At 48.7% G+C, this 23,845-nt stretch carries 14 protein-coding genes, 1 tRNA gene and 6 rRNA genes; 14 read left to right on the top strand and 7 right to left on the bottom strand.

Going from position 1 to position 23,845, the window contains the following annotated elements:
• Window positions 1-102 precede the first annotated feature (102 nt).
• Complete coding sequence (locus KDW_RS09630; protein WP_198925233.1) at window positions 103-672, bottom strand: GNAT family N-acetyltransferase; 570 nt, start codon at window positions 670-672, stop codon at window positions 103-105.
• A 232-nt stretch (window positions 673-904) separates the two neighbouring features.
• Between KDW_RS09630 and KDW_RS09625 the strand changes: the two genes are divergently transcribed.
• From KDW_RS09625 to KDW_RS09600, 7 genes are all read left to right on the top strand, one after another.
• Window positions 905-1,831 (top strand): DUF6612 family protein, encoded by a 927-nt coding sequence (locus KDW_RS09625; protein ID WP_151755748.1) that lies wholly within the window; start codon window positions 905-907, stop codon window positions 1,829-1,831.
• Between the two features lie 450 nt (window positions 1,832-2,281).
• On the top strand, window positions 2,282-3,067 hold the full coding sequence (locus tag KDW_RS09620; protein WP_162005097.1) for a DUF6585 family protein: 786 nt from the start codon (window positions 2,282-2,284) through the stop codon (window positions 3,065-3,067).
• 332 nt (window positions 3,068-3,399) lie between these two features.
• The gene (locus KDW_RS09615; RefSeq protein ID WP_151755746.1) at window positions 3,400-3,828 is read left to right on the top strand and encodes a hypothetical protein; all 429 of its coding nucleotides are present in this window, start codon (window positions 3,400-3,402) and stop codon (window positions 3,826-3,828) included.
• Window positions 3,829-3,838: 10 nt separating this feature from the next.
• A 16S ribosomal RNA gene (locus tag KDW_RS09610) occupies window positions 3,839-5,317 on the top strand.
• Between the two features lie 17 nt (window positions 5,318-5,334).
• Window positions 5,335-5,490, top strand: coding sequence for a hypothetical protein (locus tag KDW_RS31630; RefSeq protein WP_162004971.1), 156 nt, complete (start codon window positions 5,335-5,337; stop codon window positions 5,488-5,490).
• A 132-nt stretch (window positions 5,491-5,622) separates the two neighbouring features.
• Window positions 5,623-8,583, top strand: a 23S ribosomal RNA gene (locus KDW_RS09605).
• 273 nt (window positions 8,584-8,856) lie between these two features.
• The gene (locus KDW_RS09600; RefSeq protein ID WP_162005096.1) at window positions 8,857-9,777 is read left to right on the top strand and encodes a class I SAM-dependent methyltransferase; all 921 of its coding nucleotides are present in this window, start codon (window positions 8,857-8,859) and stop codon (window positions 9,775-9,777) included.
• A gap of 104 nt (window positions 9,778-9,881) precedes the next feature.
• Here KDW_RS09600 and KDW_RS09595 read toward each other — a convergent pair whose 3' ends face one another.
• Window positions 9,882-11,297, bottom strand: coding sequence for an ATP-binding protein (locus tag KDW_RS09595; RefSeq protein ID WP_151755744.1), 1,416 nt, complete (start codon window positions 11,295-11,297; stop codon window positions 9,882-9,884).
• A 534-nt stretch (window positions 11,298-11,831) separates the two neighbouring features.
• On the opposite strand from KDW_RS09595, the gene KDW_RS09590 reads away from it, so the two are divergent.
• The gene (locus tag KDW_RS09590; RefSeq protein WP_162005095.1) at window positions 11,832-13,184 is read left to right on the top strand and encodes a hypothetical protein; all 1,353 of its coding nucleotides are present in this window, start codon (window positions 11,832-11,834) and stop codon (window positions 13,182-13,184) included.
• Window positions 13,185-13,215: 31 nt separating this feature from the next.
• Here KDW_RS09590 and KDW_RS09585 read toward each other — a convergent pair whose 3' ends face one another.
• A complete protein-coding gene (locus KDW_RS09585; RefSeq protein ID WP_151755742.1) occupies window positions 13,216-14,157 on the bottom strand; it encodes a CHAP domain-containing protein in 942 nt (313 codons plus the stop codon).
• A 297-nt stretch (window positions 14,158-14,454) separates the two neighbouring features.
• Between KDW_RS09585 and KDW_RS09580 the strand changes: the two genes are divergently transcribed.
• Together KDW_RS09580 and KDW_RS09575 are read left to right on the top strand one after the other, a co-directional pair.
• On the top strand, window positions 14,455-15,465 hold the full coding sequence (locus tag KDW_RS09580; protein WP_151755741.1) for a hypothetical protein: 1,011 nt from the start codon (window positions 14,455-14,457) through the stop codon (window positions 15,463-15,465).
• A 172-nt stretch (window positions 15,466-15,637) separates the two neighbouring features.
• The gene (locus KDW_RS09575) at window positions 15,638-16,072 is read left to right on the top strand and encodes an OsmC family protein (protein WP_151755740.1); all 435 of its coding nucleotides are present in this window, start codon (window positions 15,638-15,640) and stop codon (window positions 16,070-16,072) included.
• A 114-nt stretch (window positions 16,073-16,186) separates the two neighbouring features.
• On the opposite strand, the gene rrf (KDW_RS09570) is transcribed toward KDW_RS09575, so the two are convergent.
• Window positions 16,187-16,303, bottom strand: a 5S ribosomal RNA gene (gene rrf, locus KDW_RS09570).
• 389 nt (window positions 16,304-16,692) lie between these two features.
• Between rrf (KDW_RS09570) and KDW_RS09565 the strand changes: the two genes are divergently transcribed.
• The 4 genes from KDW_RS09565 to KDW_RS09550 all read left to right on the top strand — a co-directional run bounded on the left by KDW_RS09565 (window position 16,693) and on the right by KDW_RS09550 (window position 22,064).
• A complete protein-coding gene (locus KDW_RS09565) occupies window positions 16,693-17,121 on the top strand; it encodes a hypothetical protein (protein WP_151755739.1) in 429 nt (142 codons plus the stop codon).
• Window positions 17,122-17,131: 10 nt separating this feature from the next.
• Window positions 17,132-18,609 (top strand): 16S ribosomal RNA (locus KDW_RS09560).
• Window positions 18,610-18,914: 305 nt separating this feature from the next.
• A 23S ribosomal RNA gene (locus KDW_RS09555) occupies window positions 18,915-21,877 on the top strand.
• Window positions 21,878-21,988: 111 nt separating this feature from the next.
• Window positions 21,989-22,064: transfer RNA gene (locus KDW_RS09550), tRNA-Ala, on the top strand.
• Window positions 22,065-22,162: 98 nt separating this feature from the next.
• Here the strand turns inward: KDW_RS09550 and rrf (KDW_RS09545) are convergent.
• The 3 genes from rrf (KDW_RS09545) to KDW_RS09535 all read right to left on the bottom strand — a co-directional run bounded on the left by rrf (KDW_RS09545) (window position 22,163) and on the right by KDW_RS09535 (window position 23,451).
• Window positions 22,163-22,279 (bottom strand): 5S ribosomal RNA (gene rrf, locus KDW_RS09545).
• Window positions 22,280-22,398: 119 nt separating this feature from the next.
• Entirely contained in the window at window positions 22,399-22,692 is a 294-nt protein-coding gene (locus KDW_RS09540) for an antibiotic biosynthesis monooxygenase family protein (protein WP_151755738.1), read from the bottom strand.
• Between the two features lie 195 nt (window positions 22,693-22,887).
• On the bottom strand, window positions 22,888-23,451 hold the full coding sequence (locus KDW_RS09535) for an HNH endonuclease (protein ID WP_151755737.1): 564 nt from the start codon (window positions 23,449-23,451) through the stop codon (window positions 22,888-22,890).
• Window positions 23,452-23,845: the final 394 nt, after the last annotated feature.

Genomic DNA, 23,845 nt, shown 5'->3' with positions numbered 1-23,845 from the left:
GATAGAAAACGTGTTGCTGGCGCTCTATCTCTCTACAGCAAAAATACGTTTTGAGTGTAGCAGGGTTGCACTGTTTTACTTAATGACGTTAACCATCCTACTTTAAGAACGCTTCTGCTGATGTTTCCACTCACTTACCAGCAAGCCATAGAGGCGTAAATCAACAAAGTGATCATAGAGCCATTCAGCCTGGCGAATCGTGCCCTCTTCCACAAATCCCAGCCTTTGTGGTATTGCACAACTGCGTATGTTACCAGTAGCACAACGAATTTCAACTTTATTTAGCTTCAAATTCTCAAAAGCATATGCAGTCAGAGCCTTGCAAGCTGCGCTCATCAGACCTTTGCCCTGAAATTGTGCGCCCAGCCAATAGCCAATCTCCACTTTTCGATTTGCCCAATCAATTGGATGATAGCTGATCGTACCTGCGATCGATCCCTTATAAAGGATCGCGCAAGAGATACTTTGATTATCCTGAAATTGCATCGTAACACTGCGGATATAAGCTAGTTCATCTTCCACTGTCTGTGTGTAATCAATCCAGGGGAGCCACTGACGTAGATACAAACGATTCGTGTCCACTAACTGAAAAAGTGCCCTCGCATCTCGCTCAGCTACAGATTTTAATTCGAGGGATTCATCCAGTTTCATCTGAAACGGTTTTCGTGTCATCTGAAAAATCCTTTATTTTTAGCGATTTGAGGATATACAGTTAAAAAACCTCCGCTATCCATTATGTTATCACGATGCAGCCCATTCTGAGTAAGCTTTATTAGTTTTTCCTTAATTTTTGTTCTGCTTTACCTTTTTTAGAAACTTTATGGTGGTCATGAAGCGTATCTAATAAGAGGAATCGCATTTAAGTAATTTAATACAACTAATACATTGTAAAGGGAGCGTAATCATGAAAGCGCGAAAAAATTTTTCTTTCATGTTTCTATTCATGATTGTTCTGGTCTTACTGGTAAGTGCCTGTGGAGGCCAATCTACTCCAGGGACTGGAGCAAAAACCAAGCCCAGTGATCTTACTGTACAGCAAGTGTTGCAAAAAAGCTCGGATGCCATGAAAAAGCTGAAGTCCTCGCACATTGAATTTAAATCTGATTCGAGCGTGCAGGCCGTGGCAGCAAAAAATAGCACCACCTCCGTCAATAAAGCAACCCCTGTTGCTACTAACGTTAAAATCTCTATGAATGGATCGGGTGATCAGCAGGGTGTAGATCAGCAGCAATTTAACCTGACACTTCAATCCGCTCAGCAGAATGTCAAACTTGCGGAAATTGCCAAAGGCGATAAAGTATATATCCAGAATGCACAGGGTAAATGGTTTGTTGTAAGCAAATCCCAGATGGCAAAATCAAACACCAATTTATTCTCAGGTATGACTCTGGATCAGAATAGCCTGCTCGGAATTATGCAGAATGTTAAATTAGTTGATCACGGTGCTGATAATCTGAATGGCCAGAGCTTGCGTCACCTGACTGCAACCATGGATAAAGAAGCTTTGAAGCAGATCTTGACACAGAATCCTAACCTCAAAGGTTCTTTAGGCCAGCAGAATATCGATACCGCTTTAGCTAATGCCAAGCAATTCGTTACTGTTTTAGATGTTTGGATCGACGAAACTAATTTTTATGTCCATCGCACTCAGTTGAAGATGGACATTGCTGCAGACACAAGTGGTGTCTCAAAAGAGGCTCCAGGACTGGTTAATACTTCAACAAACACCGTAGTGGATCTGAGCAAATTTGACCAGCCTGTAACCATTAACGTTCCCGCTAATGCGACTCCAACTGATAATCCAGCTACAGTCTTTGGCACAGCTCAATAATTACTCTGCATAAAGATATGCTTTGTGCGGTAATTTATAACCGATCACGATAAATTATTACATAAAAGAAGTGGCCAGGATACTTAGAAATAAGTGTCCTGGCCACTTCTTTTATATGGAAAAGAGCTTGTCTTTGTCTAAGAGAACCTGTTATAATACTTGAAATTTTGGATAAGTTGATAAATTAATCCTCAGGATAGATTTATAATGTTTTTACTGTGAGAAAAATTATCGACATAAAAATAACCGTTTGAAGCTCCCTCATTCAGAATAGTTAGCTGAACTAATATTTAGAGAGAACAAAAGATTTCATGCTATGCACTCTCCTGGCATCTTGTGAATTATACATGTTCTTATTTTCATTTTTCCTTAAGAGCATGCTGACTGTATAAAAGTTGTATTCACGACTGCTTTTTATAATATATGTTGACTGTACAGAAAGGACTCATTATGGCTCAGGCACCCTATACTCTTCCCCAATCATCCTTGCCAGATAACGTGATGCAGCAAGCAGCACAATATCAACTGGGTAACTTCCGAAAAGAATATCTTCCAGCATTCTCAAATCCCCTGGTTATTGCAGGTATCCTGGTTGGATCGATCGTTCTGGATATCGCGGTCCTGATATGGTTAGCAATAGCCCTGAACCGTATCTCATTTTACCTTTTAGCTATACCAATCATTGTTTTGATATGGGCAATTAATGCCTTTAAGCATGCCAACTGGCGCATTTATGTTTTCGCTGAAGGCTATATCCATACCCGTGGTAGTCAGTTTGATATCTTCCGCTGGGATCAGATCCAGGCGGTCTATGTGCATATCGTGCAGACCCGTTCTCGTTCTGGCGTCAAATTAACATTTCAGGTGCGCCGCAACGATGGGACTCTATTGAAATATGGTAGTGCTATTAAAGAGGTTGGCGAATTAGGTACCATTATCCAGGAATCTGTGACCAGAGTTCAGTTACCGAGAGTGATTGAGGCCTTTAATGGTGGAGCTCAACTACCCTTTGGATTGCTTAATGTTAGCCGTCAGGGTCTTAATGATGGTAAAAAGATTATTCCATGGGAGCAGATTGACACTATTGAAGTGCATCAGAACAAGGTAGCTTTACGGCAAAATGGCCGGGTGCAGACGCTTGGTGGCGTGAAAGTTTCTGAGTTGCCAAATTTCAATCTTCTTATGTCGCTGGTAAACTATGTTGTGCAAGGACGTCGCACGCAAAACTATCGCTAGTAATGCTGTACTATGCTAGCCATCAGGGAGCTGAAAGCATCATGCTTTTGGCTCCCTGTTTTCGTTTCTGCAAATCTTCAAATGGTTATGCTTACCCCTATAACTTATGTGCAGAGCTTACTTTAGCACTCCGTGGACTAATTTTTACACAATCTCATTTTTTAGCCTGAAAGTGCTTGACAAAGCCATGGAGCTATGGCATAATCATCGAGCTGCAGAAAGACGACAATCACCAGGCTCGACGAGCCGGGGTGCTCCTGTCCCTTCGCATCCGTTGTGCCACGCTAAGGTGGCTCTCCCCGAGATCTTCGATCTCCTGTGTTTTCCCAACCATGTTTGTTGAGAAGAGGAAGGCTCTGCCCTTTTTTGACGCAGGATGTCGCCGTGTTTCTGGCTCTGGCGAGTCAGAACAACGAGATTTCGGCGGACCTGAAAAAGTGGTCGGAAAAGTACTTGACAAAGCACAACAGATCTGCGATACTACAGCCACAAGAGACAAGCAAGCAGAAATGCAGCGCTTGATCGTTCCACACGAACTGCGGTTCGTGGGCACCTTGACAACTGAAGAGTGGAAAGCAGAACAGCAACTGGAACAACATGAATCGTTTCTAGTTTCCTGTCAATTCGATCCTACTGTATGCAAGTATAGTAGTGATCACAACAATAATCTGCGAACAATTACAGCCAATGTTGTAAGACTTGGCCTTGATCGCAATTCACATGCAATTGACATACCTCCGCGTGAGTGTATGTTTGTATAAACGCAACAATTGGATGGCGAGTTTGATCCTGGCTCAGGATAAACGCTGGCGGCGTGCCTAACACATGCAAGTCGAACGCTCTGCGCAAGCAGGGAGTGGCGGACGGGTGAGTAACACGTGGGCAATCTACCATCAGGTGAGGAATACCGGCGAGAAATCGCCGACAATACCGCATAGGCTCGCAAGAGCAAAGCTCGTAAGGGCGCCTGAGGATGAGCCTGCGCTCGATTAGTTAGTTGGTGAGGTAATGGCTTACCAAGACGACGATCGATAGCTGGTCTGAGAGGACGATCAGCCACACTGGGATTGAGAACGGCCCAGACTCCTACGGGGGGCAGCAGTGAGGAATTTTCGTCAATGGGGGCAACCCTGAACGAGCAACGCCGCGTGCAGGATGAAGGTTTTCGGATCGTAAACTGCTTTTCTCTGGGACGAGAACGGACGGTACCAGAGGAATCAGCCCCGGCTAACTACGTGCCAGCAGCCGCGGTAATACGTAGGGGGCAAGCGTTGTCCGGATTTATTGGGCGTAAAGCGCACGCAGGCGGTCAGATTAGTCTGGAGTGACAGTCGTCAGCTCAACTGACGAAGTACTTCGGATACTGTCTGACTTGAGGGCTTCAGAGGGACACGGAATTCCGGGTGGAGTGGTGAAATGCGTAGATATCCGGAGGAACACCGATGGCGAAGGCAGTGTCCTGGGAAGCATCTGACGCTCAGGTGCGAAAGCTAGGGGAGCGAACAGGATTAGATACCCTGGTAGTCCTAGCCGTAAACGATGACCACTAGACGTTGGGGGTATCGACCCCCTCAGTGTCGCAGTTAACACAAGAAGTGGTCCGCCTGGGGAGTACGGTCGCAAGATTAAAACTCAAAGGAATTGACGGGGACCCGCACAAGCAGCGGAGCGTGTGGTTTAATTCGATGCAACGCGAAGAACCTTACCAAGGCTTGACATGGATTTGCACCAACCGTAACTGGTTGTCCCTTCGGGGCGGATCCACAGGTGCTGCATGGCTGTCGTCAGCTCGTGTCGTGAGATGTTGGGTTAAGTCCCGCAACGAGCGCAACCCCTGTCGTTAGTTGAATTTCTCTAGCGAAACTGCCATTTTAAAATGGAGGAAGGCGGGGATGACGTCAAGTCAGCACGGCCCTTACGCTTTGGGCGACACACACGCTACAATGGTCAGGACAAAGAGTCGCGAACTCGCGAGAGGGAGCCAATCTCGTCAAACCTGGCCTCAGTTCAGATTGGAGGCTGCAACCCGCCTCCATGAAGTTGGAGTTGCTAGTAACCGTAGGTCAGCACACTACGGTGAATACGTTCCCGGGTCTTGTACACACCGCCCGTCACACCACGAAAGTTGGCAACACTTGAAGCCGCTGGGCTAACTCGCAAGAGGGGCAAGCGTCGAGGGTGGGGTCAGTGATTGGGGTGAAGTCGTAACAAGGTAGCCGTACCGGAAGGTGCGGCTGGATCACCTCCTTTCTAGGGAGCTTTGATGGGTGTCTTTCACCGAAAGACGTTTATACTCATCACACTTCCAGGTCGAACAGGACGAGAACGCATTTGTGCCAGCCGTTGGACTGGTTTCCACTCTCCAGATGTTGGGGTCAACAGACACACGCTCCGGTGTGTGGCCTGCCAGCATCGCACCTTGACAACTAAATAACGTATATCTTCAATTTTGCTGAGCGATTTATGCCAGCCAGAGTTGAAGCAGAGGATCGCAATTTTTTGCGAAAAAAATCAAGAGATCAAGCATTCACAGACACACATGATGAAGAATCAGAGAACAAGCTACACAGAGTACGAGGTGGATGCCTTGGCGCTAAAGACCGAAGAAGGACGCGGAGACCGGCGAAACGTTCGGGGGGAGCTGCATGCAAGCGATGAACCCCGAGATTCCGAATGAGGCAACTCCTCCAGAGTGATGTCTGGAGACCGCCTGCTGAACACATAGGCAGTGACGGGGGGCAGCGGGTGAACTGAAACATCTCAGTAACTCGACGAAAAGAAATCAACCGAGATTCCCGTAGTAGTGGCGAGCGAACCGGGAGGAGCCCAAACCGACCATCTTTCGAGATGATCGGGGTTGTAGGACCGACAACAAACAATTTTTGCTTACTTGAATCTGTTGGAAAGCAGAACCAGAGCGGGTGACAGTCCCGTAGAGGACGAGCGAGAAGCGTGGGTCGGTATCCTGAGTACCACGAGGCACGTGAAACCTTGTGGGAAGCTGGGGGACCACCCTCCAAGGCTACACATCTTTAGCGACCGATAGCGAACAAGTACCGTGAGGGAAAGGTGAAAAGCACCCCGAGAGGGGGATGAAAGAGACCCTGAAACCACGTACTCACCAGCAGTCAGAGGCCACTGTTCCGTTGCGGAACTAAGGGCTGATGGCGTGCCTTTTGTAGAATGATCCGGCGAGTGCATCGTCGTAGCCTGGTTAACCAGTGGTAAAGCTGGGGAGCCCCAGGGCAACCGAGTCTGAACAAGGCGAGCGGTTGCGGCGATGCGACCCGAAACCGTGTGAGCTATCCATGAGCAGAGTGAAGCGGATGTGACAGTCCGTCGAGGCTCGAACCCACCAGTGTTGCAAAACTGGGGGATGACTTGTGGATAGGGGAGAAATTCCAATCGAACACGGAGATAGCTGGTTCTCCCCGAAATGTATTGAGGTACAGCTGTATGAAACACTATCCTGGAGGTAGAGCACTGAATGAGCTAGGGGCCACGTGCTGGTTACCAAACTCAACCAAACTCCGAATGCCAGGACAGCATGCATGCAAGTGAGACGGCGGGGGCTAAGCTTCGTCGTCAAAAGGGAAACAGCCCAGACCATCGGCTAAGGTCTCCAAATTGATGCTTAGTGTAAAAGGGAGTCAGTACGCCCAAACAGCCAGGATGTTGGCTTAGAAGCAGCCATCATTTAAAGAGTGCGTAATAGCTCACTGGTCGAGTGTAGTGGCACCGACAACGTACCGAGGCTCAAGCATCATACCGAAGCCATGGAATCCTGTTTTTACAGGATTGGTAGGGGAGCGTTCTCAAGCAGAGAAGCCAGACCGTGAGGACTGGTGGAGCGAAGAGAAGTGAGAATGCCGGAATGAGTAGCGTCATGTCTGTGATAACCAGACACACCGAATGCCTGAGGGTTCCTGGGCACCGTCAATCGTCCCAGGGTGAGTCGGGTCCTAAGCCGAGGACGTTATAGTCGTAGGCGATGGCAAGCAGGTTGGACATTCCTGCACCGGAGACATTTGTTATGAGCAATGGGGGACGCGGTAAGGAAGGTGAGCCCATCGATTGGACAGGATGGGTCTGTACGGCGAAGTGCGAAACCGAGGAAAATCCCGGTTTCCTGTGCATGACACGTGCAGCGAGCGGACGTCAGTTCGCGGAAGTCATTGGCCCCTACGCCGCCGAGAAAAGCCTCTCGCCAGAATGCTTCTCCGCCCGTACCGCAAACCGACACTGGTAGGCAGGGGGAAATCTCCCCAGGTGATCGAGCGACCCTCTGTTAAGGAACTCGGCAAATTAACCCCGTACCTTCGGAAGAAGGGGTGCCCTAGTAGCGAGGCTCTTCGGAGTGGCGTGAGGGGGTTGCAAGAAATTGGCTCAACCGACTGTTTACCAAAAACACAGGTCTCTGCGAACGCGAAAGCGGAAGTATAGGGGCTGACTCCTGCCCAGTGCCGGAAGGTTACGAGGAGCGGTGATCGTAGCTGCGAATCTAAGCCCCGGTGAACGGCGGCCGTAACTATAACGGTCCTAAGGTAGCGAAATTCCTTGTCGGGTAAGTTCCGACCCGCACGAAAGGAGTAACGAGTTGAGCGCTGTCTCGACAGAGGACTCGGCGAAATTGAAGTACCCGTGAAGATACGGGTTACCCACGACAGGACAAAAAGACCCCGTGGAGCTTTACTACACCTTGACCTGGAAACGAGTTGAAGCGTGCGTAGCATAGGTGGGAGTCGGAGAACCTATCCCTGTGGGGGTAGGGGAGACAGCAGTGAAATACCACTCTCGTTGCGGTTTGTTTCTCATACGTCACCGTGATCCGGGACGTAGACAAGATCAGGCGGGTAGTTTGACTGGGGCGGTCGCCTCCCAAAGAGTAACGGAGGCGCCCAAAGGTTCCCTCAGGGTGGATGGACATCACCCGTAAGAGTGCAAAGGCAGAAGGGAGCTTGACTGCAAGACGGACAGGTCGAGCAGGGACGAAAGTCGGGCTTAGTGATCCCACATTCCCGAGTGGAAGGAGTGTGGCTCAACGGATAAAAGCTACCCCGGGGATAACAGGCTTATCTTGCCCAAGAGTTCATATCGACGGCAAGGTTTGGCACCTCGATGTCGGCTCGTCGCATCCTGGGGCTGGAGTAGGTCCCAAGGGTTGGGCTGTTCGCCCATGAAAGCGGCACGCGAGCTGGGTTCAGAACGTCGCGAGACAGTTCGGTCTCTATCCGTCGTGGGCGTAGGAAAATTGAGGGGCGTCATCTCCAGTACGAGAGGACCGAGATGGCTCGACCGCTGGTGTGCCAGTTGGCCTGCCCGGGCCAGAGCTGGATAGCTATGTCGAGAAAGGATAAGCGCTGAAGGCATCTAAGCGCGAAGCCGCACCCAAGACGAGTTTTCCCATCACTTCGTGTGATCAAGATCCCAGGAAGACGACCTGGTAGATAGACGACACGTGGACACCTGGTAACAGGCGCAGCGAAGTCGCCCTAATGATCGTACGGCTTGTTTCACACATGTATCTTCATCGTGGACACTCGCGTGAGTGCACTCGGCTTCAGCTCATCGGCTGGCAGAGGCGCTCGGCAAAATTGAGGATATACGGTATTGCAGTAGTCATAGACATTATGAGGCTTTCCCTTTATAGGGAAGGTCTTTTTTGTTTGTTTTCCTCCACTTTTAATTCTATTCATTTTTCATGTTTCTTAATAGATAATCTTGACGCATCTCTATATACGGCCATACAATAAGTTAAAGTACGTAGAAACTATTGAGGTATGGTATTCATGAATAATTCTGAAGAGAAGCCTACCAATTTAACTGGTTCTGCTGGTTTTACACGCTCTAATAGTAGCAGACAAGCCGATTCAGCAGGACATGAAGAACCCAACTTTCGTTGGGATGATGGACGTAGACGAGTAGCAAATGTCCCATACATGCTACCGCATGATCTGGCAGAAGGACAACGTTTAGATTTTCAACATTATATGTTGCGCTATGCTTTCAAAGGCAATTATCTGGCACCAGTTAAAGACCCTAAAAATATTTTGGATGTAGCTTGTGGTACAGGACGCTGGATGTTTGAGATCGCCAGTGTTTTTCCTCAGGCGAATATCCTTGGCCTTGATCTGGTAACTCCCCTGCAGAAACAGTCCACTGTATCTTTCCCCCGCAATTGTATTTTTACAGCTAGCGACGTAGCCGACGGCCTCCCTTTTATGGATAAGACCTTTGATTTTGTGCATCAACGATTGTTAATATTGGGTATTCAAGCTAAGATCTGGCCCGGTTTGCTACGTGATCTGGTGCGCATCACCAGGCCTGGAGGATGGGTAGAGCTTATTGAGACCAATTTGACCTGCCAACGCCTGGGGCCAGAAACAAAAAGGCTGGCAAAATGGGTGCAGGAGATATCGATTAAACGAGGTATCGATGCATCCATCCCGAAAATCCTGGGTACTCAGCTCAAACAAGTTGGTTTAGTAAATGTTTCGACACAGCGAATATCTATTCCGATTGGACTTTGGGGTGGACGTGTTGGAAGCATGTTACGACAGGATATACTTTCGATTACTAAAGCTACCCGCCCGTTTGTTATGACCCATGCAGGTATCTCAGCGAGAGAATATGATTATATCGTAGATATTTCTTTACAGGAGTATGAGCAGTACCATAGCTATAGTGATTTCTATGTTGCATATGGCTAGAGGTCTGGCTAGAAATCACTCTCTTATCTGTGACTGTACAAGAAAAAATAATCGGAATCAGTTCTTCTACTTATACGCCAGGAGTATGCCCCCTGGCGTGATTATTATGGCAATGTATGGTGCTGCTCAGATCGTATTTCACCTTCAATATCATCTACAAATTGTCGTGCGCTGCGGCCCGAGCGACCAGCGTGTTGCCGTTCCCAGGCCAGTGCTCGCGCAGATAAAACTTCCTCGTCTATCATCAGTCCACGCTGTTGAGAGAGTTGACTGACAATATCTAGATATTGTTTCTGGTCAGGTAGCAGGAAGCTAATACGCAGGCCAAAGCGGTGAGCCAGGGACTGTTTCTCATCCATGGTATCGCGCCAATTAACATCTTCATTCGGATTGCCGCGCTCATAAAAATTCTCTTTCACCAGGTTCATTCGATTGGAGGTTGCACAGATCAAGATATTATCAGGACGTGCTTCAGCCGTTCCCTCTAAGAGAACTTTCAATCTTTTATAGGAAGTTTCATGTTCCTCAAACGAAAGATCATCAATGAAGAGCAGGTAACGAGGGGCGCGGTTCCGTAGCGCTGCCACAATCTGTGGCAAGTCATGTATGTCTGCTTTGTCTACCTCTACCAGACAGAGATTCTGCACCGCATACATGTTTGCAATAGCTTTGATTGTTGAAGATTTGCCTGTCCCTGGAGGACCGTACAGCAGCATATCGTGTGCTGGTAGACCCGCAATAAAGCGTTCGATATTGGTTGTAATGCGAGCTTGCTGACGTTCATGACCGATTAAACCACTCAACTCAATCATATCTGGATGATCAATACCAGTGAGTTGTTGAGGATTGCTTTGCCAGCGTAATACATGATAGCGAGCCAGTGGTCCGGCTCCAGCGTGGGACCAATAGCGTTCAAGTGGCAGCACCAGCTCACCCCAATCAGGGCACGTTACGATGGTCTCTACAAGCCTGGTGCGCATCGGCATCTGGATAGTGGATTGTTGGGGCTGTAGCGCCTGCCAGGGTGCCCAGGCCTGCTTTATGACTGGCATAGTCGGTGTAGCTATTGCGCAAACTTCTTCCCAGATGAGTTGTGCATCCAGCGCGAACAGACGTTGTATGGCTTGCAACTCACGTTGAACCTGGGCGCGTAGAGCAGGAGAGATGTGCTGACTGCCCCTCTGTTCAACCTGTTTATTCCATAGCGTGCGCGTATCAAGCAAACAGTTAACCAGATAGGCCTGCCAGGCATCAGTAATCGAAGATCCTGGATCCTTATCCATTGCCTGCGCCAATTGATAAAAAGCCTCACTGTATATTTCAACAGTCTTGATCGGATCTGGTTGAGGAAGTGTCAGCGTTTTTAGCAGCTGTAGAACTGCCTGTCCCGCATCTTTAGAGAGCAGGTCGCGTAGAATCGCCAGTCCATAGACACTATGCACGGCTGTATTTATTTGCTCTATTATTGCTATTTTGTCCGGGGGACATTGATGTTCTCGCGTGTGAAGCGGTGTTGTCATATGAATATTCGTTTTCTCGCTAGCGAAGATGCAATTTTCCACCTTTTTTGGAGTATAGCATATGTATTATGCTTTTTTCTTCTCGAACCACTGTGTGTTATTGGCATTTGATGGCTACATTTGTGTGTATTTTTACCATAGTATATAAAATTAGAGAAAAAAGAAAGATTTTATATGGGTTGTTATAATATATTTATATACGCAGCTATATTATGCTTTTTTCAGACAAATGAAACATATTGTATAGTCATTCGTAATTAATAATGTCACTGTATTTTGGCGGGGATAGGTAGGTAAAAAAGTTTCTTTGTTTATAGGTAGTTTAGTAAAATGATAATGGTGATAATACAAAGGAATTATTTGTCTGGGGGGTAAAGCATGGATTTAAATCAGCAAGATGTACCAAATAGGACTGCTGGAGAAAATGCAGAAAATATTTCTTTGGTGCAAAAAATAGCGCAGCAGCATCTGGATGAGCCTATTGAACAAGAACTGATTTTACCATTCCCTGTTGCGTCTCGAAAGATGCATGCGGTGATATCTAAGTATAAAGAACCCCAATCGCCGAAGGACAAGAAAACTGGCTTTGTGGCCCAACGGCAATGGGCTGTCGCACCCGGGCGACGCAGGCATTTACGACCAACAAAGGTGGCTCTACCCCTGGCCTCTACTATTATTTTACTCATCGGGGGGAGCGCAGGCTTTTTTTATGTCGGGATGAATATGACCCATGCAAGCGGGAATAGACCCACGATTGTCTCACCACGGTCATCTGTTTCGAGTACCCCTGTGCTTGCTTCCATACCAACGCTACCAGTCGAGCATGGAGCGATTGCTTCGTCCCAATGGATACAAGATGGTTCTATTGAAACTGTGTATATTGATGCCGCCGGCCATATACAGCAATTAGCGACGAAAGATGGCACGAACTGGCGGCAAACGGATCTTACGCGGGCTACAGGAGCCGCGATAGCCAACGGTGAGATCCTGACCAGCTATAGTTGGGAGAAAGGGTCCAGCTGGCAAATAGCCTATATTGATGTGCTCGGTCATATCCATTTATTATGGTCTGGAGATAACAGTCATTGGCAGGTGCTGGATCTAACTCAGCGTGCCGGGGCTCCTCTTTCAGATGGGAAGAGCCTGTTGAGTTACGTATGGTCAGTAAATGACTCGCAACACATTGTTTATCTTGATCAGCAAAAGCATATTCAAGAACTCGTAAGTGTAGATGGTATAGCCTGGCAAGCGACTGATCTCACCAGGTTGACGAATGCTCCAACCCCTGCGGGCAATGCCGTGAGTGCCTTTTATTGGTCCAAAGATCAGAGCCAGCATATTGCTTATGTCGCTGCAAATAAACATGTGATGGAATTAAATAGCACGGGTGATGGATCCTGGCGGGGATATGATTTGACCCAATTATACGGAGCCCCACTGGCTAATGGGAATGTTATTGTTGGTTATGAATGGCAGGTTACTGGTACTTTGTTGATTAATTATATTGATGACAAGCAGCATATTCAAGAATTACTAAGCACTACTTCCAATGCATGGGAGCAGCGTGATCTGACTACTTTAACCAACCGACCATTGGCCAGCGGAAATTCGCTGGCTGCTTACGATTGGCAACAGGGGAATAAGCGTGTCATTATCTATGTGGATGAGAACAAACATATCCAGGAGCTTTCTCTGCCTCCTGGTGAGCGCTGGCAAGGGATCGATCTAACGCAGCAAGCCTCTGCTCCACTTGCCAGTGATACGGGGCTGGTGGGTTATGATTGGCTGTCACAAGGAAATAAAGTTGTCGTGTTTGTTGATACCAACCATTTTGTGCAGTCTATTATTGGAACCAAAAATGGAAATTGGCGCGGCGCGGACTGGTAATCATTCGTGATGTGGTGCGTCGTACTAACCATCAAGAGTGCCAGACAAAACTTACACCAGGAGTAATGTGATAGGTCATATAGGTGAGGATGCCTGGCCCCACAACGTTCCAGGCACTCGTATAGAGCGTGCCATCTGAATTGATACGTTCGACAATGGCAACATGCCCATATTGCAATCCAGCTCCCTGCGTACCTGGCTGTAAGACCAGAATTGATGGCACCTTAGGTGTGGAAGAAACTACCCAACCAGGACTCTGAGAAGCTCCATATGCCCAGCCTTTAGCGTCATACATCCATGGTACGGCATAGCCAGTCAACTGATGATAGCGGAAGTCTGCCCAGTAGGTACACTGCCCCATGAGATAGCGATTATCAAAACTTGCATCGGGCACAAAATCCTTGGATGCCGCTGGCGGTGTAACCTTTACAGAAATTGGTTGCCCGAAACCATCCTGCATGACAGCGGTCGCCGTAGCTGCCTGGGCTGAAATGAGAGCCGTCTCATTTTTCTGACTGGCTTTCATATTGGTCGTAGGATGAAAGATGCCTGTTGTGATATTTTTGCCACTGCTATCACCGGTTGGTATAAAGGCTAAAAGTGCGCCTGTAATGATAGCAATGATCATAATCCCGATCCAGATATGGACGAGAGGACTTTTTCTCTTACGCAGGGGAGCCGTGGCTATATTTCTGGCTCCGTTGCCTGGAATCACAAGAGGTAGCCGGGCTGTGTCGGGTCCATTGTTGCGCCCCGGTATCGAGATAAGCGAAAGTTGAATTTCCTCTGTGTGATTCTCAGGCATCCTTGAACTGATCAAGTTTGTCTCCTGAGTTCCTGTCTTTGGTGGAGTATTATTTGACATTGCTGCATGTGTTGTGTGCGGCTGTTGCTGCCCACTTGTTGCCAGGGGCACTGCTTCGTTTCTCTGTACATCAAATCCCACAAACGTATGACGTCCCTTTAATGGCATAGTTACTAACCTTTACTTACTCCACCTACAGTAAAAAATAATCCAGATTATCTCATTATGTGTCAGATACTACTGTACATAAATGCATCTATAAGGTCAAATAAATCGCATTGCATAGGAAAATACACCTATTATATCCAGTACTCCTATTGGATGATCTAATATCATTGTTTGAAAATTTACGGAGACAATTTGGGAATAGAGATGTAAACTTATCCCTTTTTGGTCTTGTTGATTGGTTGAGTTGGAATGCATAATTTAAAGAGGAGAACGCTAAATTTTTTGAGGAATACAGGTATGAAATATCGAGCCAGCCGTATTGAGCAAGATCCATTGAACTATTTCCTGCAACATGACAATGGAGGACCTTTCTTACAAGTTGCAGATGTGATGTTGCGCAAAAACAAGGATCCCAAAGAAGTATTTGCCCATTTGATCCGTATAGCGACGGATAGTGAATGGAGCCATTCTGCCATTTTCTATTTGATTAGTGATCCCCGCCAGGGCTTTAATAATACCTTTCTAGTGGAGGCGAAAACAAAAGGCATTCATCTTGCCAGCTGGCGTAATGAAGTCATACCTTTTGATAAATTTACCGTCGGCATCAAACGTCCTTGCCTGGATTGGTATGTGGAAAATCCTTATGAGCAGTCCCGGCATAATGTTTATGATCCAGAAGATATCCATGGTATTGGTTATTTGCGTCATGTGCGTGGTATTGCCATTGACCAGATTAATGGTTTATATGATCACAAGACTGTTTATGAGTTGGCAGCCCTGTATGCAGAACGGGTTGCTAAACGCCATCTGGGCGCGGTGCCAGCCATCGCCGATGCTGCGGCTGGGGTTGCCAATATCTTCAAGAAATGGGATGAAAAGGACGACTCTGCGCAGTCCATGCTGCATTTTATCTGTAGCGGCCTGGTCCAGTATAGTTTTTTTGAGGCGTTACGACTGCGGATTATCAATGATCTGGCTATACCCGAACATCGGGAGGCGGGTTTAAGCAATTTAAGTAATTTGCATCGCATAATTTATCGAGAAGATCCAGAAGGGATTATTCCCCGCTACATAGAGCAGATCCAGAATAATCTTGATGAGATTCATGCTCCTGTCCCGGATGATGTGCTGGATTTCTTAAAAACAGCCACGCCAGCCGATTTTAATAACAGCCCACAGCTTGAATGGCGTTTTGTTATTCTCAAAGGCTCTGTCTGGCGTATTGAGCGTGCTGCGGTTGATTACATGGTTAGCGATAAAGATGAAGCAGAAGTTTTAAAGATGCTCGAATCTGAGCACCGTCCTTAGAGCCAGAATTATCTGAAATTTCTTGCTTGCTTGTTTCTAAACGTATTATGGTTGTATAGTGTACAGGTACATGAGTGTACTTAAATGATGCTCATAGCTGTGAAAAGTTTACGATAGAGGGACATAGTAAGATTCTATCTTTGCTATTGTTACTGAAGAAGGAGACATTCTTATGGCAATTCGTAAAGCAGACGCTGAATGGAATGGTGATCTTAAACAAGGTCAGGGAAAAGTGAGCCTGGGAAGCGGCGCTTTTGAAGGACAATATTCTTTCCGCTCACGTATGGGTGATGGTTCCGGTGGAACTAATCCTGAGGAATTGATCGCTGCCGCCCATGCTGGTTGTTATTCCATGGCATTATCGGCCAGTCTGGCTGGTGCAGGTCATACACCGACCCGTGTGCATACAACAGCCAATGTACATTTCAATCAGGTCGAAGGTGGCTTTGCTATTAATCCGATTGAACTGGTAACTGAAGCCGTCGTACCGGGTATCGACGATGCCACCTTCCAAAAGTTTGCCCAGGAAGCCAAAAAGAATTGTCCAGTTTCTAAAGCGCTGGCCGCTACAGATATCCAGTTGAAGGCTACCTTGCTGAACCAATAATATCAATGCCGTTTAAGCATGTAGCTTTTTTAAGAAGGGTCGATTATCTCGATAATTGGCCCTTCTCTTTTTGTCTGTTATTGGCACATAAAAAAACACCCGTGTGGGCGGGTGAGACGGCGACTTCCTATTTTCCCACGCAGTTGCCCACGTAGTATCATCGGGGATGAAGAGCTTAACTTCCGTGTTCGGGATGGGAACGGGTGTACCCTCTTCGCTACAGTCACCAGCTCACCTGCACATACAGGTGTTCTTGACTTGATGAATAATACTACAGCTATATGGCTTTGTCAACCCCCTATTTACAGGCTTTTATCCATGTTAGCGATATCGTCTGATGCGGAGGCTCGCGAGATAATCTTATCAGGACTATCGAACATGGCTTTTGTGAGCATGATGTTTTTTACATGGGGAAAATGAAACCAAAATTTTGTGGTCGAGTTAAAATACGTATGAAAAGTGCTTGACATACGCATAGCAGGTATGGCATAATCATCGAGCTGCAGAAAGACGACAATCACCAGGCTTAACAAGCCGGGGTGCTCCTGTCCCTTCGCATCCGTTGTGCCACGCTAAGGTGGCTCTCCCCGAGATCTTCGATCTCCTGTGTTTTCCCAACCATGTTTGTTGAGAAGAGGAAGGCTCTGCCCTTTTTTGACGCAGGATGTCGTCGTGTTTCTGGCTCTGGCGAGTCAGAACAACGAGATTTCGGCGGACCTGAAAAAGTGGTCGGAAAAGTACTTGACAAAGCACAACAGATCTGCGATACTACAGCCACACGAGACAAGCAAGCAGAAATGCAGCGCTTGATCGTTCCACACGAACTGCGGTTCGTGGGCACCTTGACAACTGAAGAGTGGAAAGCAGAACAGCAACTGGAACAACATGAATCGTTTCTAGTTTCCTGTCAATTCGATCCTACTGTATGCAAGTATAGTAGTGATCACAACAATAATCTGCGAACAATTACAGCCAATGTTGTAAGACTTGGCCTTGATCGCAATTCACATGCAATTGACATACCTCCATGTGAGTGTATGTTTGTATAAACGCAACAATTGGATGGCGAGTTTGATCCTGGCTCAGGATAAACGCTGGCGGCGTGCCTAACACATGCAAGTCGAACGCTCTGCGCAAGCAGGGAGTGGCGGACGGGTGAGTAACACGTGGGCAATCTACCATCAGGTGAGGAATACCGGCGAGAAATCGCCGACAATACCGCATAGGCTCGCAAGAGCAAAGCTCGCAAGGGCGCCTGAGGATGAGCCTGCGCTCGATTAGTTAGTTGGTGAGGTAATGGCTTACCAAGACGACGATCGATAGCTGGTCTGAGAGGACGATCAGCCACACTGGGATTGAGAACGGCCCAGACTCCTACGGGGGCAGCAGTGAGGAATTTTCGTCAATGGGGGCAACCCTGAACGAGCAACGCCGCGTGCAGGATGAAGGTTTTCGGATCGTAAACTGCTTTTCTCTGGGACGAGAACGGACGGTACCAGAGGAATCAGCCCCGGCTAACTACGTGCCAGCAGCCGCGGTAATACGTAGGGGGCAAGCGTTGTCCGGATTTATTGGGCGTAAAGCGCACGCAGGCGGTCAGATTAGTCTGGAGTGACAGTCGTCGGCTCAACCGACGAAGTACTTCGGATACTGTCTGACTTGAGGGCTTCAGAGGGACACGGAATTCCGGGTGGAGTGGTGAAATGCGTAGATATCCGGAGGAACACCGATGGCGAAGGCAGTGTCCTGGGAAGCATCTGACGCTCAGGTGCGAAAGCTAGGGGAGCGAACAGGATTAGATACCCTGGTAGTCCTAGCCGTAAACGATGACCACTAGACGTTGGGGGTATCGACCCCCTCAGTGTCGCAGTTAACACAAGAAGTGGTCCGCCTGGGGAGTACGGTCGCAAGATTAAAACTCAAAGGAATTGACGGGGACCCGCACAAGCAGCGGAGCGTGTGGTTTAATTCGATGCAACGCGAAGAACCTTACCAAGGCTTGACATGGATTTGCACCAGCCGTAATTGGCTGTCTCTTCGGGGCGGATCCACAGGTGCTGCATGGCTGTCGTCAGCTCGTGTCGTGAGATGTTGGGTTAAGTCCCGCAACGAGCGCAACCCCTGTCGTTAGTTGAATTTCTCTAGCGAAACTGCCATTTTAAAATGGAGGAAGGCGGGGATGACGTCAAGTCAGCACGGCCCTTACGCTTTGGGCGACACACACGCTACAATGGTCAGGACAAAGAGTCGCGAACTCGCGAGAGGGAGCCAATCTCGTCAAACCTGGCCTCAGTTCAGATTGGAGGCTGCAACCCGCCTCCATGAAGTTGGAGTTGCTAGTAACCGTAGGTCAGCACACTACGGTGAATACGTTCCCGGGTCTTGTACACACCGCCCGTCACACCACGAAAGTTGGCAACACTTGAAGCCGCTGGGCTAACTCGCAAGAGGGGCAAGCGTCGAGGGTGGGGTCAGTGATTGGGGTGAAGTCGTAACAAGGTAGCCGTACCGGAAGGTGCGGCTGGATCACCTCCTTTCTAGGGAGCTTTGACATCGGTCATGATCCATCATGGCCACCATGATGTCACACTTCCAGGTCGACCAGGACAAGAACGTATTTGTGCCAGCCGTTGGACTGGTTTCCACTCTCCAGATGTTGGGGTCAACAGACACACGCTCCGGTGTGTGGCCTGCCAGCATCGCACCTTGACAACTGAATACTGTTTATCTTCAATTTTGCTGAGCGATTTATGTCAGCCAGAGTTGAAGCAGAGGATCGCAATTTTTTGCGAAAAAAATCAAGAGATCAAGCATTCACAGACACACATGATGAAGAATCAGAGAACAAGCTACACAGAGTACGAGGTGGATGCCTTGGCGCTAAAGACCGAAGAAGGACGCGGAGACCGGCGAAACGTTCGGGGGAGCTGCATGCAAGCGATGAACCCCGAGATTCCGAATGAGGCAACTCCTCCAGAGTGATGTCTGGAGACCGCCTGCTGAACACATAGGCAGTGACGGGGGGCAGCGGGTGAACTGAAACATCTCAGTAACTCGACGAAAAGAAATCAACCGAGATTCCCGTAGTAGTGGCGAGCGAACCGGGAGGAGCCCAAACCGACCATCTTTCGAGATGATCGGGGTTGTAGGACTGGCAACACAGGAGAGCATTTTACTTGAACACGTTGGAAAGCGTGACCAGAGCGGGTGACAGTCCCGTAGAGGACGGAAAGCTCGAATCGGCCAGTATCCTGAGTACCACGAGGCACGTGAAACCTTGTGGGAAGCTGGGGGGACCACCCTCCAAGGCTACACATCTTTAGCGACCGATAGCGAACAAGTACCGTGAGGGAAAGGTGAAAAGCACCCCGAGAGGGGGATGAAAGAGACCCTGAAACCACGTACTCACCAGCAGTCAGAGGCCACTGTTCCGTTGCGGAACCAAGGGCTGATGGCGTGCCTTTTGTAGAATGATCCGGCGAGTGCATCGTCGTAGCCTGGTTAACCAGCGATAAAGCTGGGGAGCCCCAGGGCAACCGAGTCTGAACAAGGCGAATGTTGCGGCGATGCGACCCGAAACCGTGTGAGCTATCCATGAGCAGAGTGAAGCGGATGTGACAGTCCGTCGAGGCTCGAACCCACCAGTGTTGCAAAACTGGGGGATGACTTGTGGATAGGGGAGAAATTCCAATCGAACACGGAGATAGCTGGTTCTCCCCGAAATGTATTGAGGTACAGCTGTATGAAACACTATCCTGGAGGTAGAGCACTGAATGAGCTAGGGGCCACGTGCTGGTTACCAAACTCAACCAAACTCCGAATGCCAGGACAGCATGCATGCAAGTGAGACGGCGGGGGCTAAGCTTCGTCGTCAAAAGGGAAACAGCCCAGACCATCGGCTAAGGTCTCAAAATTGATGCTTAGTGTAAAAGGGAGTCAGTACGCCCAAACAGCCAGGATGTTGGCTTAGAAGCAGCCATCATTTAAAGAGTGCGTAATAGCTCACTGGTCGAGTGTAGTGGCACCGACAACGTATCGAGGCTCAAGCATCATACCGAAGCCATGGAATTCTATCATTTGATAGGGTTGGTAGGGGAGCGTTCTCAAGCAGAGAAGCCAGACCGTGAGGACTGGTGGAGCGAAGAGAAGTGAGAATGCCGGAATGAGTAGCGTCATGTCTGTGATAACCAGACACACCGAATGCCTGAGGGTTCCTGGGCACCGTCAATCGTCCCAGGGTGAGTCGGGTCCTAAGCCGAGGACGTTATAGTCGTAGGCGATGGCAAGCAGGTTGGACATTCCTGCACCGGAGACATTTGTTATGAGCAATGGGGGGACGCGGTAAGGAAGGTGAGCCCATCGATTGGACAGGATGGGTCTGTACGGCGAAGTGCGAAACCGAGGAAAATCCCGGTTTCCTGTGCATGACACGTGCAGCGAGCGGACGTCAGTTCGCGGAAGTCATTGGCCCCTACGCCGCCGAGAAAAGCCTCTCGCCAGAATGCTTCTCCGCCCGTACCGCAAACCGACACTGGTAGGCAGGGGGAAATCTCCCCAGGTGATCGAGCGACCCTCTGTTAAGGAACTCGGCAAATTAACCCCGTACCTTCGGAAGAAGGGGTGCCCTAGTAGCGAGGCTCTTCGGAGCGGCGTGAGGGGGTTGCAAGAAATTGGCTCAACCGACTGTTTACCAAAAACACAGGTCTCTGCGAACGCGAAAGCGGAAGTATAGGGGCTGACTCCTGCCCAGTGCCGGAAGGTTACGAGGAGCGGTGATCGTAGCTGCGAATCTAAGCCCCGGTGAACGGCGGCCGTAACTATAACGGTCCTAAGGTAGCGAAATTCCTTGTCGGGTAAGTTCCGACCCGCACGAAAGGAGTAACGAGTTGAGCGCTGTCTCGACAGAGGACTCGGCGAAATTGAAGTACCCGTGAAGATACGGGTTACCCACGACAGGACAAAAAGACCCCGTGGAGCTTTACTACACCTTGACCTGGAAACGAGTTGAAGCGTGCGTAGCATAGGTGGGAGTCGGAGAACCTATCCCTGTGGGGGTAGGGGAGACAACAGTGAAATACCACTCTCGTTGCGGTTTGTTTCTCATACGTCACCGTGATCCGGGACGTAGACAAGATCAGGCGGGTAGTTTGACTGGGGCGGTCGCCTCCCAAAGAGTAACGGAGGCGCCCAAAGGTTCCCTCAGGGTGGATGGACATCACCCATAAGAGTGCAAAGGCAGAAGGGAGCTTGACTGCAAGACGGACAGGTCGAGCAGGGACGAAAGTCGGGCTTAGTGATCCCACATTCCCGAGTGGAAGGAGTGTGGCTCAACGGATAAAAGCTACCCCGGGGATAACAGGCTTATCTTGCCCAAGAGTTCATATCGACGGCAAGGTTTGGCACCTCGATGTCGGCTCGTCGCATCCTGGGGCTGGAGTAGGTCCCAAGGGTTGGGCTGTTCGCCCATGAAAGCGGCACGCGAGCTGGGTTCAGAACGTCGCGAGACAGTTCGGTCTCTATCCGTCGTGGGCGTAGGAAAATTGAGGGGCGTCATCTCCAGTACGAGAGGACCGAGATGGCTCGACCGCTGGTGTGCCAGTTGGCCTGCCCAGGCCAGAGCTGGATAGCTATGTCGAGAAAGGATAAGCGCTGAAGGCATCTAAGCGCGAAGCCGCACCCAAGACGAGTTTTCCCATCACTTCGTGTGATCAAGATCCCAGGAAGACGACCTGGTAGATAGACGACACGTGGACACCTGGTAACAGGCGCAGCGAAGTCGCCCTAATGATCGTACGGCTTGTTTCACATAGTATCTTCATCGTGGACACTCGCGTGAGTGCACTCGGCTTCAGCTCATCGGCTGGCAGAGGCGCTCGGCAAAATTGAGGATAAACGGTATTGCAGTAGTCAAGTTATGGGGACATAGCTTAGCTGGTAGAGCGTCGCTTTTGCATAGCGAAGGTCAGGAGTTCGAATCTTCTTGTCTCCACCATAAAGAACAGGACCGCAGCCTTTATAGGTTGCGGTCCTGTTCTTTATGGTGGATCATTTTTATAAAAAGGCATAAAAAAACACCCGTGTGGGCGGGTGAGACGGCGACTTCCTATTTTCCCACGCAGTTGCCCACGTAGTATCATCGGGGATGAAGAGCTTAACTTCCGTGTTCGGGATGGGAACGGGTGTGCCCTCTTCGCTACAGTCACCAGCTCGCCTGCACATACAGGTGTTCTTGATACTTGCTATATTACAATGTCTTTGCGCTTTTGTCAAGCCTTTTTGACGACATTTTTCCATTCTTTGCCGCAGCATTCAGATTCAGTGTAAGGTTAGCTTAACAGCTCTCCTGTATAGTATGTGATGCTGGCATGAGGATGCATCTGTTCGCTGCTGGCTCCGCCATGGTGCTTGCGAAACGCTTCACTGTTGACATAAGCATCATAGGCTTCCCTGGATGCCCAGTGCGACATAGCGATCATATGGCTTCTATCCTCGCTGACAAGGATCTCAAAGCTTTGAAAGCCCTCAAATTGATGCAGAGCAGGTACCGATCTGCGAAAGGCTTCTATCATTTTCTGCTGCTGTTCAACAGGTATCTGTATGCGGTTGGTCGCGATAAACATTTTTTATATCCTCCTTAATACATTTTAATACCTGTCCCTATTCATATTCGCAGATCCTTTTGAGGCTTATTCACAATGGAGGATAATAAAAGTTGGGTGTAAGTTGTCAGTAGTTCCGTTTTCTGGTTACCACTGACAGCTTACACCCAGATGAAGAGAATAATTACGGTGCCAATAATATTTTATAGGTGGACCTTATGCACTTATGCCACGATTGGTATGCATATGTGGCATGGGAACTCCCATGGCGCTTAACAGAAACTGCTCATACGCTTCGCGTAGCTTTGGATAGCGAAGCAAGAAGAATCCAGCATATTCTTGCGTCAATGCACGTGGTTGCCGTAAGAGATGCATGTTCACATCCTTCAGGAGGCGATTCCCTTTTTTTCCATTACAGTGTTTGCAGCAAGCGACGAGATTCTCCCATGTGCTTTGCCCACCACGTGAACGTGGAATGATGTGGTCGAGCGTTAGATCACGGCTACGTTTGCCACAGTACTGACATGTTTCATCATCGCGTAACAGTATATTGGTACGTGTCGGTTGAAGGGCTACCCGCGGCACGCGTACATTGGCTAATAGCTGTACAATAACGGGACGCTCCGACTCCAGCCGACGAAGTTGAATGCTCTCTTCGATCAGTTCTCGAACCGTCTCATCTACAAATGTCACTTTTTGCTTTGACAATAATACGATGAGGCGACGCTCTGGTATGACCGAGAGAGGCTGTAATGAGGAATTCAACACAAGAACAGGCATGAATGGCTTTCCTTCCTCTCTGTCAGAGTCGATGAATGACACACACAGACAGCGAGGAGAAGGCTGAGAGAGGATGGATTCGAATCGAAAAGTCAGTCCTTCAGCTTCTAACGCCGCCTGCAACGACTTGGTGGATAAAGGTGGGAATGCATTGCATGTCCAGGAGAAACAGGCACAGCAGGAACTCTCCTGCCCACCACCGGTTGGGTACTTTCGGTACTTACGATGGTACGCAGACTTACCAGATAACAGCCGCTTATGCTGGCTGTGGTGTATATCTGATATCCCTGCATTCTATGATCTCCTTTGTGCCTGGAAAAAAAATTATGACACATACTTCTGTCTGTATGCACTAACGATCCTATTGGATTGTGATGCTCCTGACTCCCTGCAA

The sequence above is a fragment of the Dictyobacter vulcani genome (genome assembly GCF_008974265.1).
In the GTDB taxonomy this organism is placed as follows: Bacteria; Chloroflexota; Ktedonobacteria; order Ktedonobacterales; family Ktedonobacteraceae; genus Dictyobacter; species Dictyobacter vulcani.
The sequence above is the reverse complement of the archived record's forward strand: the minus strand, read 5'-3'. Positions and strand labels throughout refer to the sequence as shown.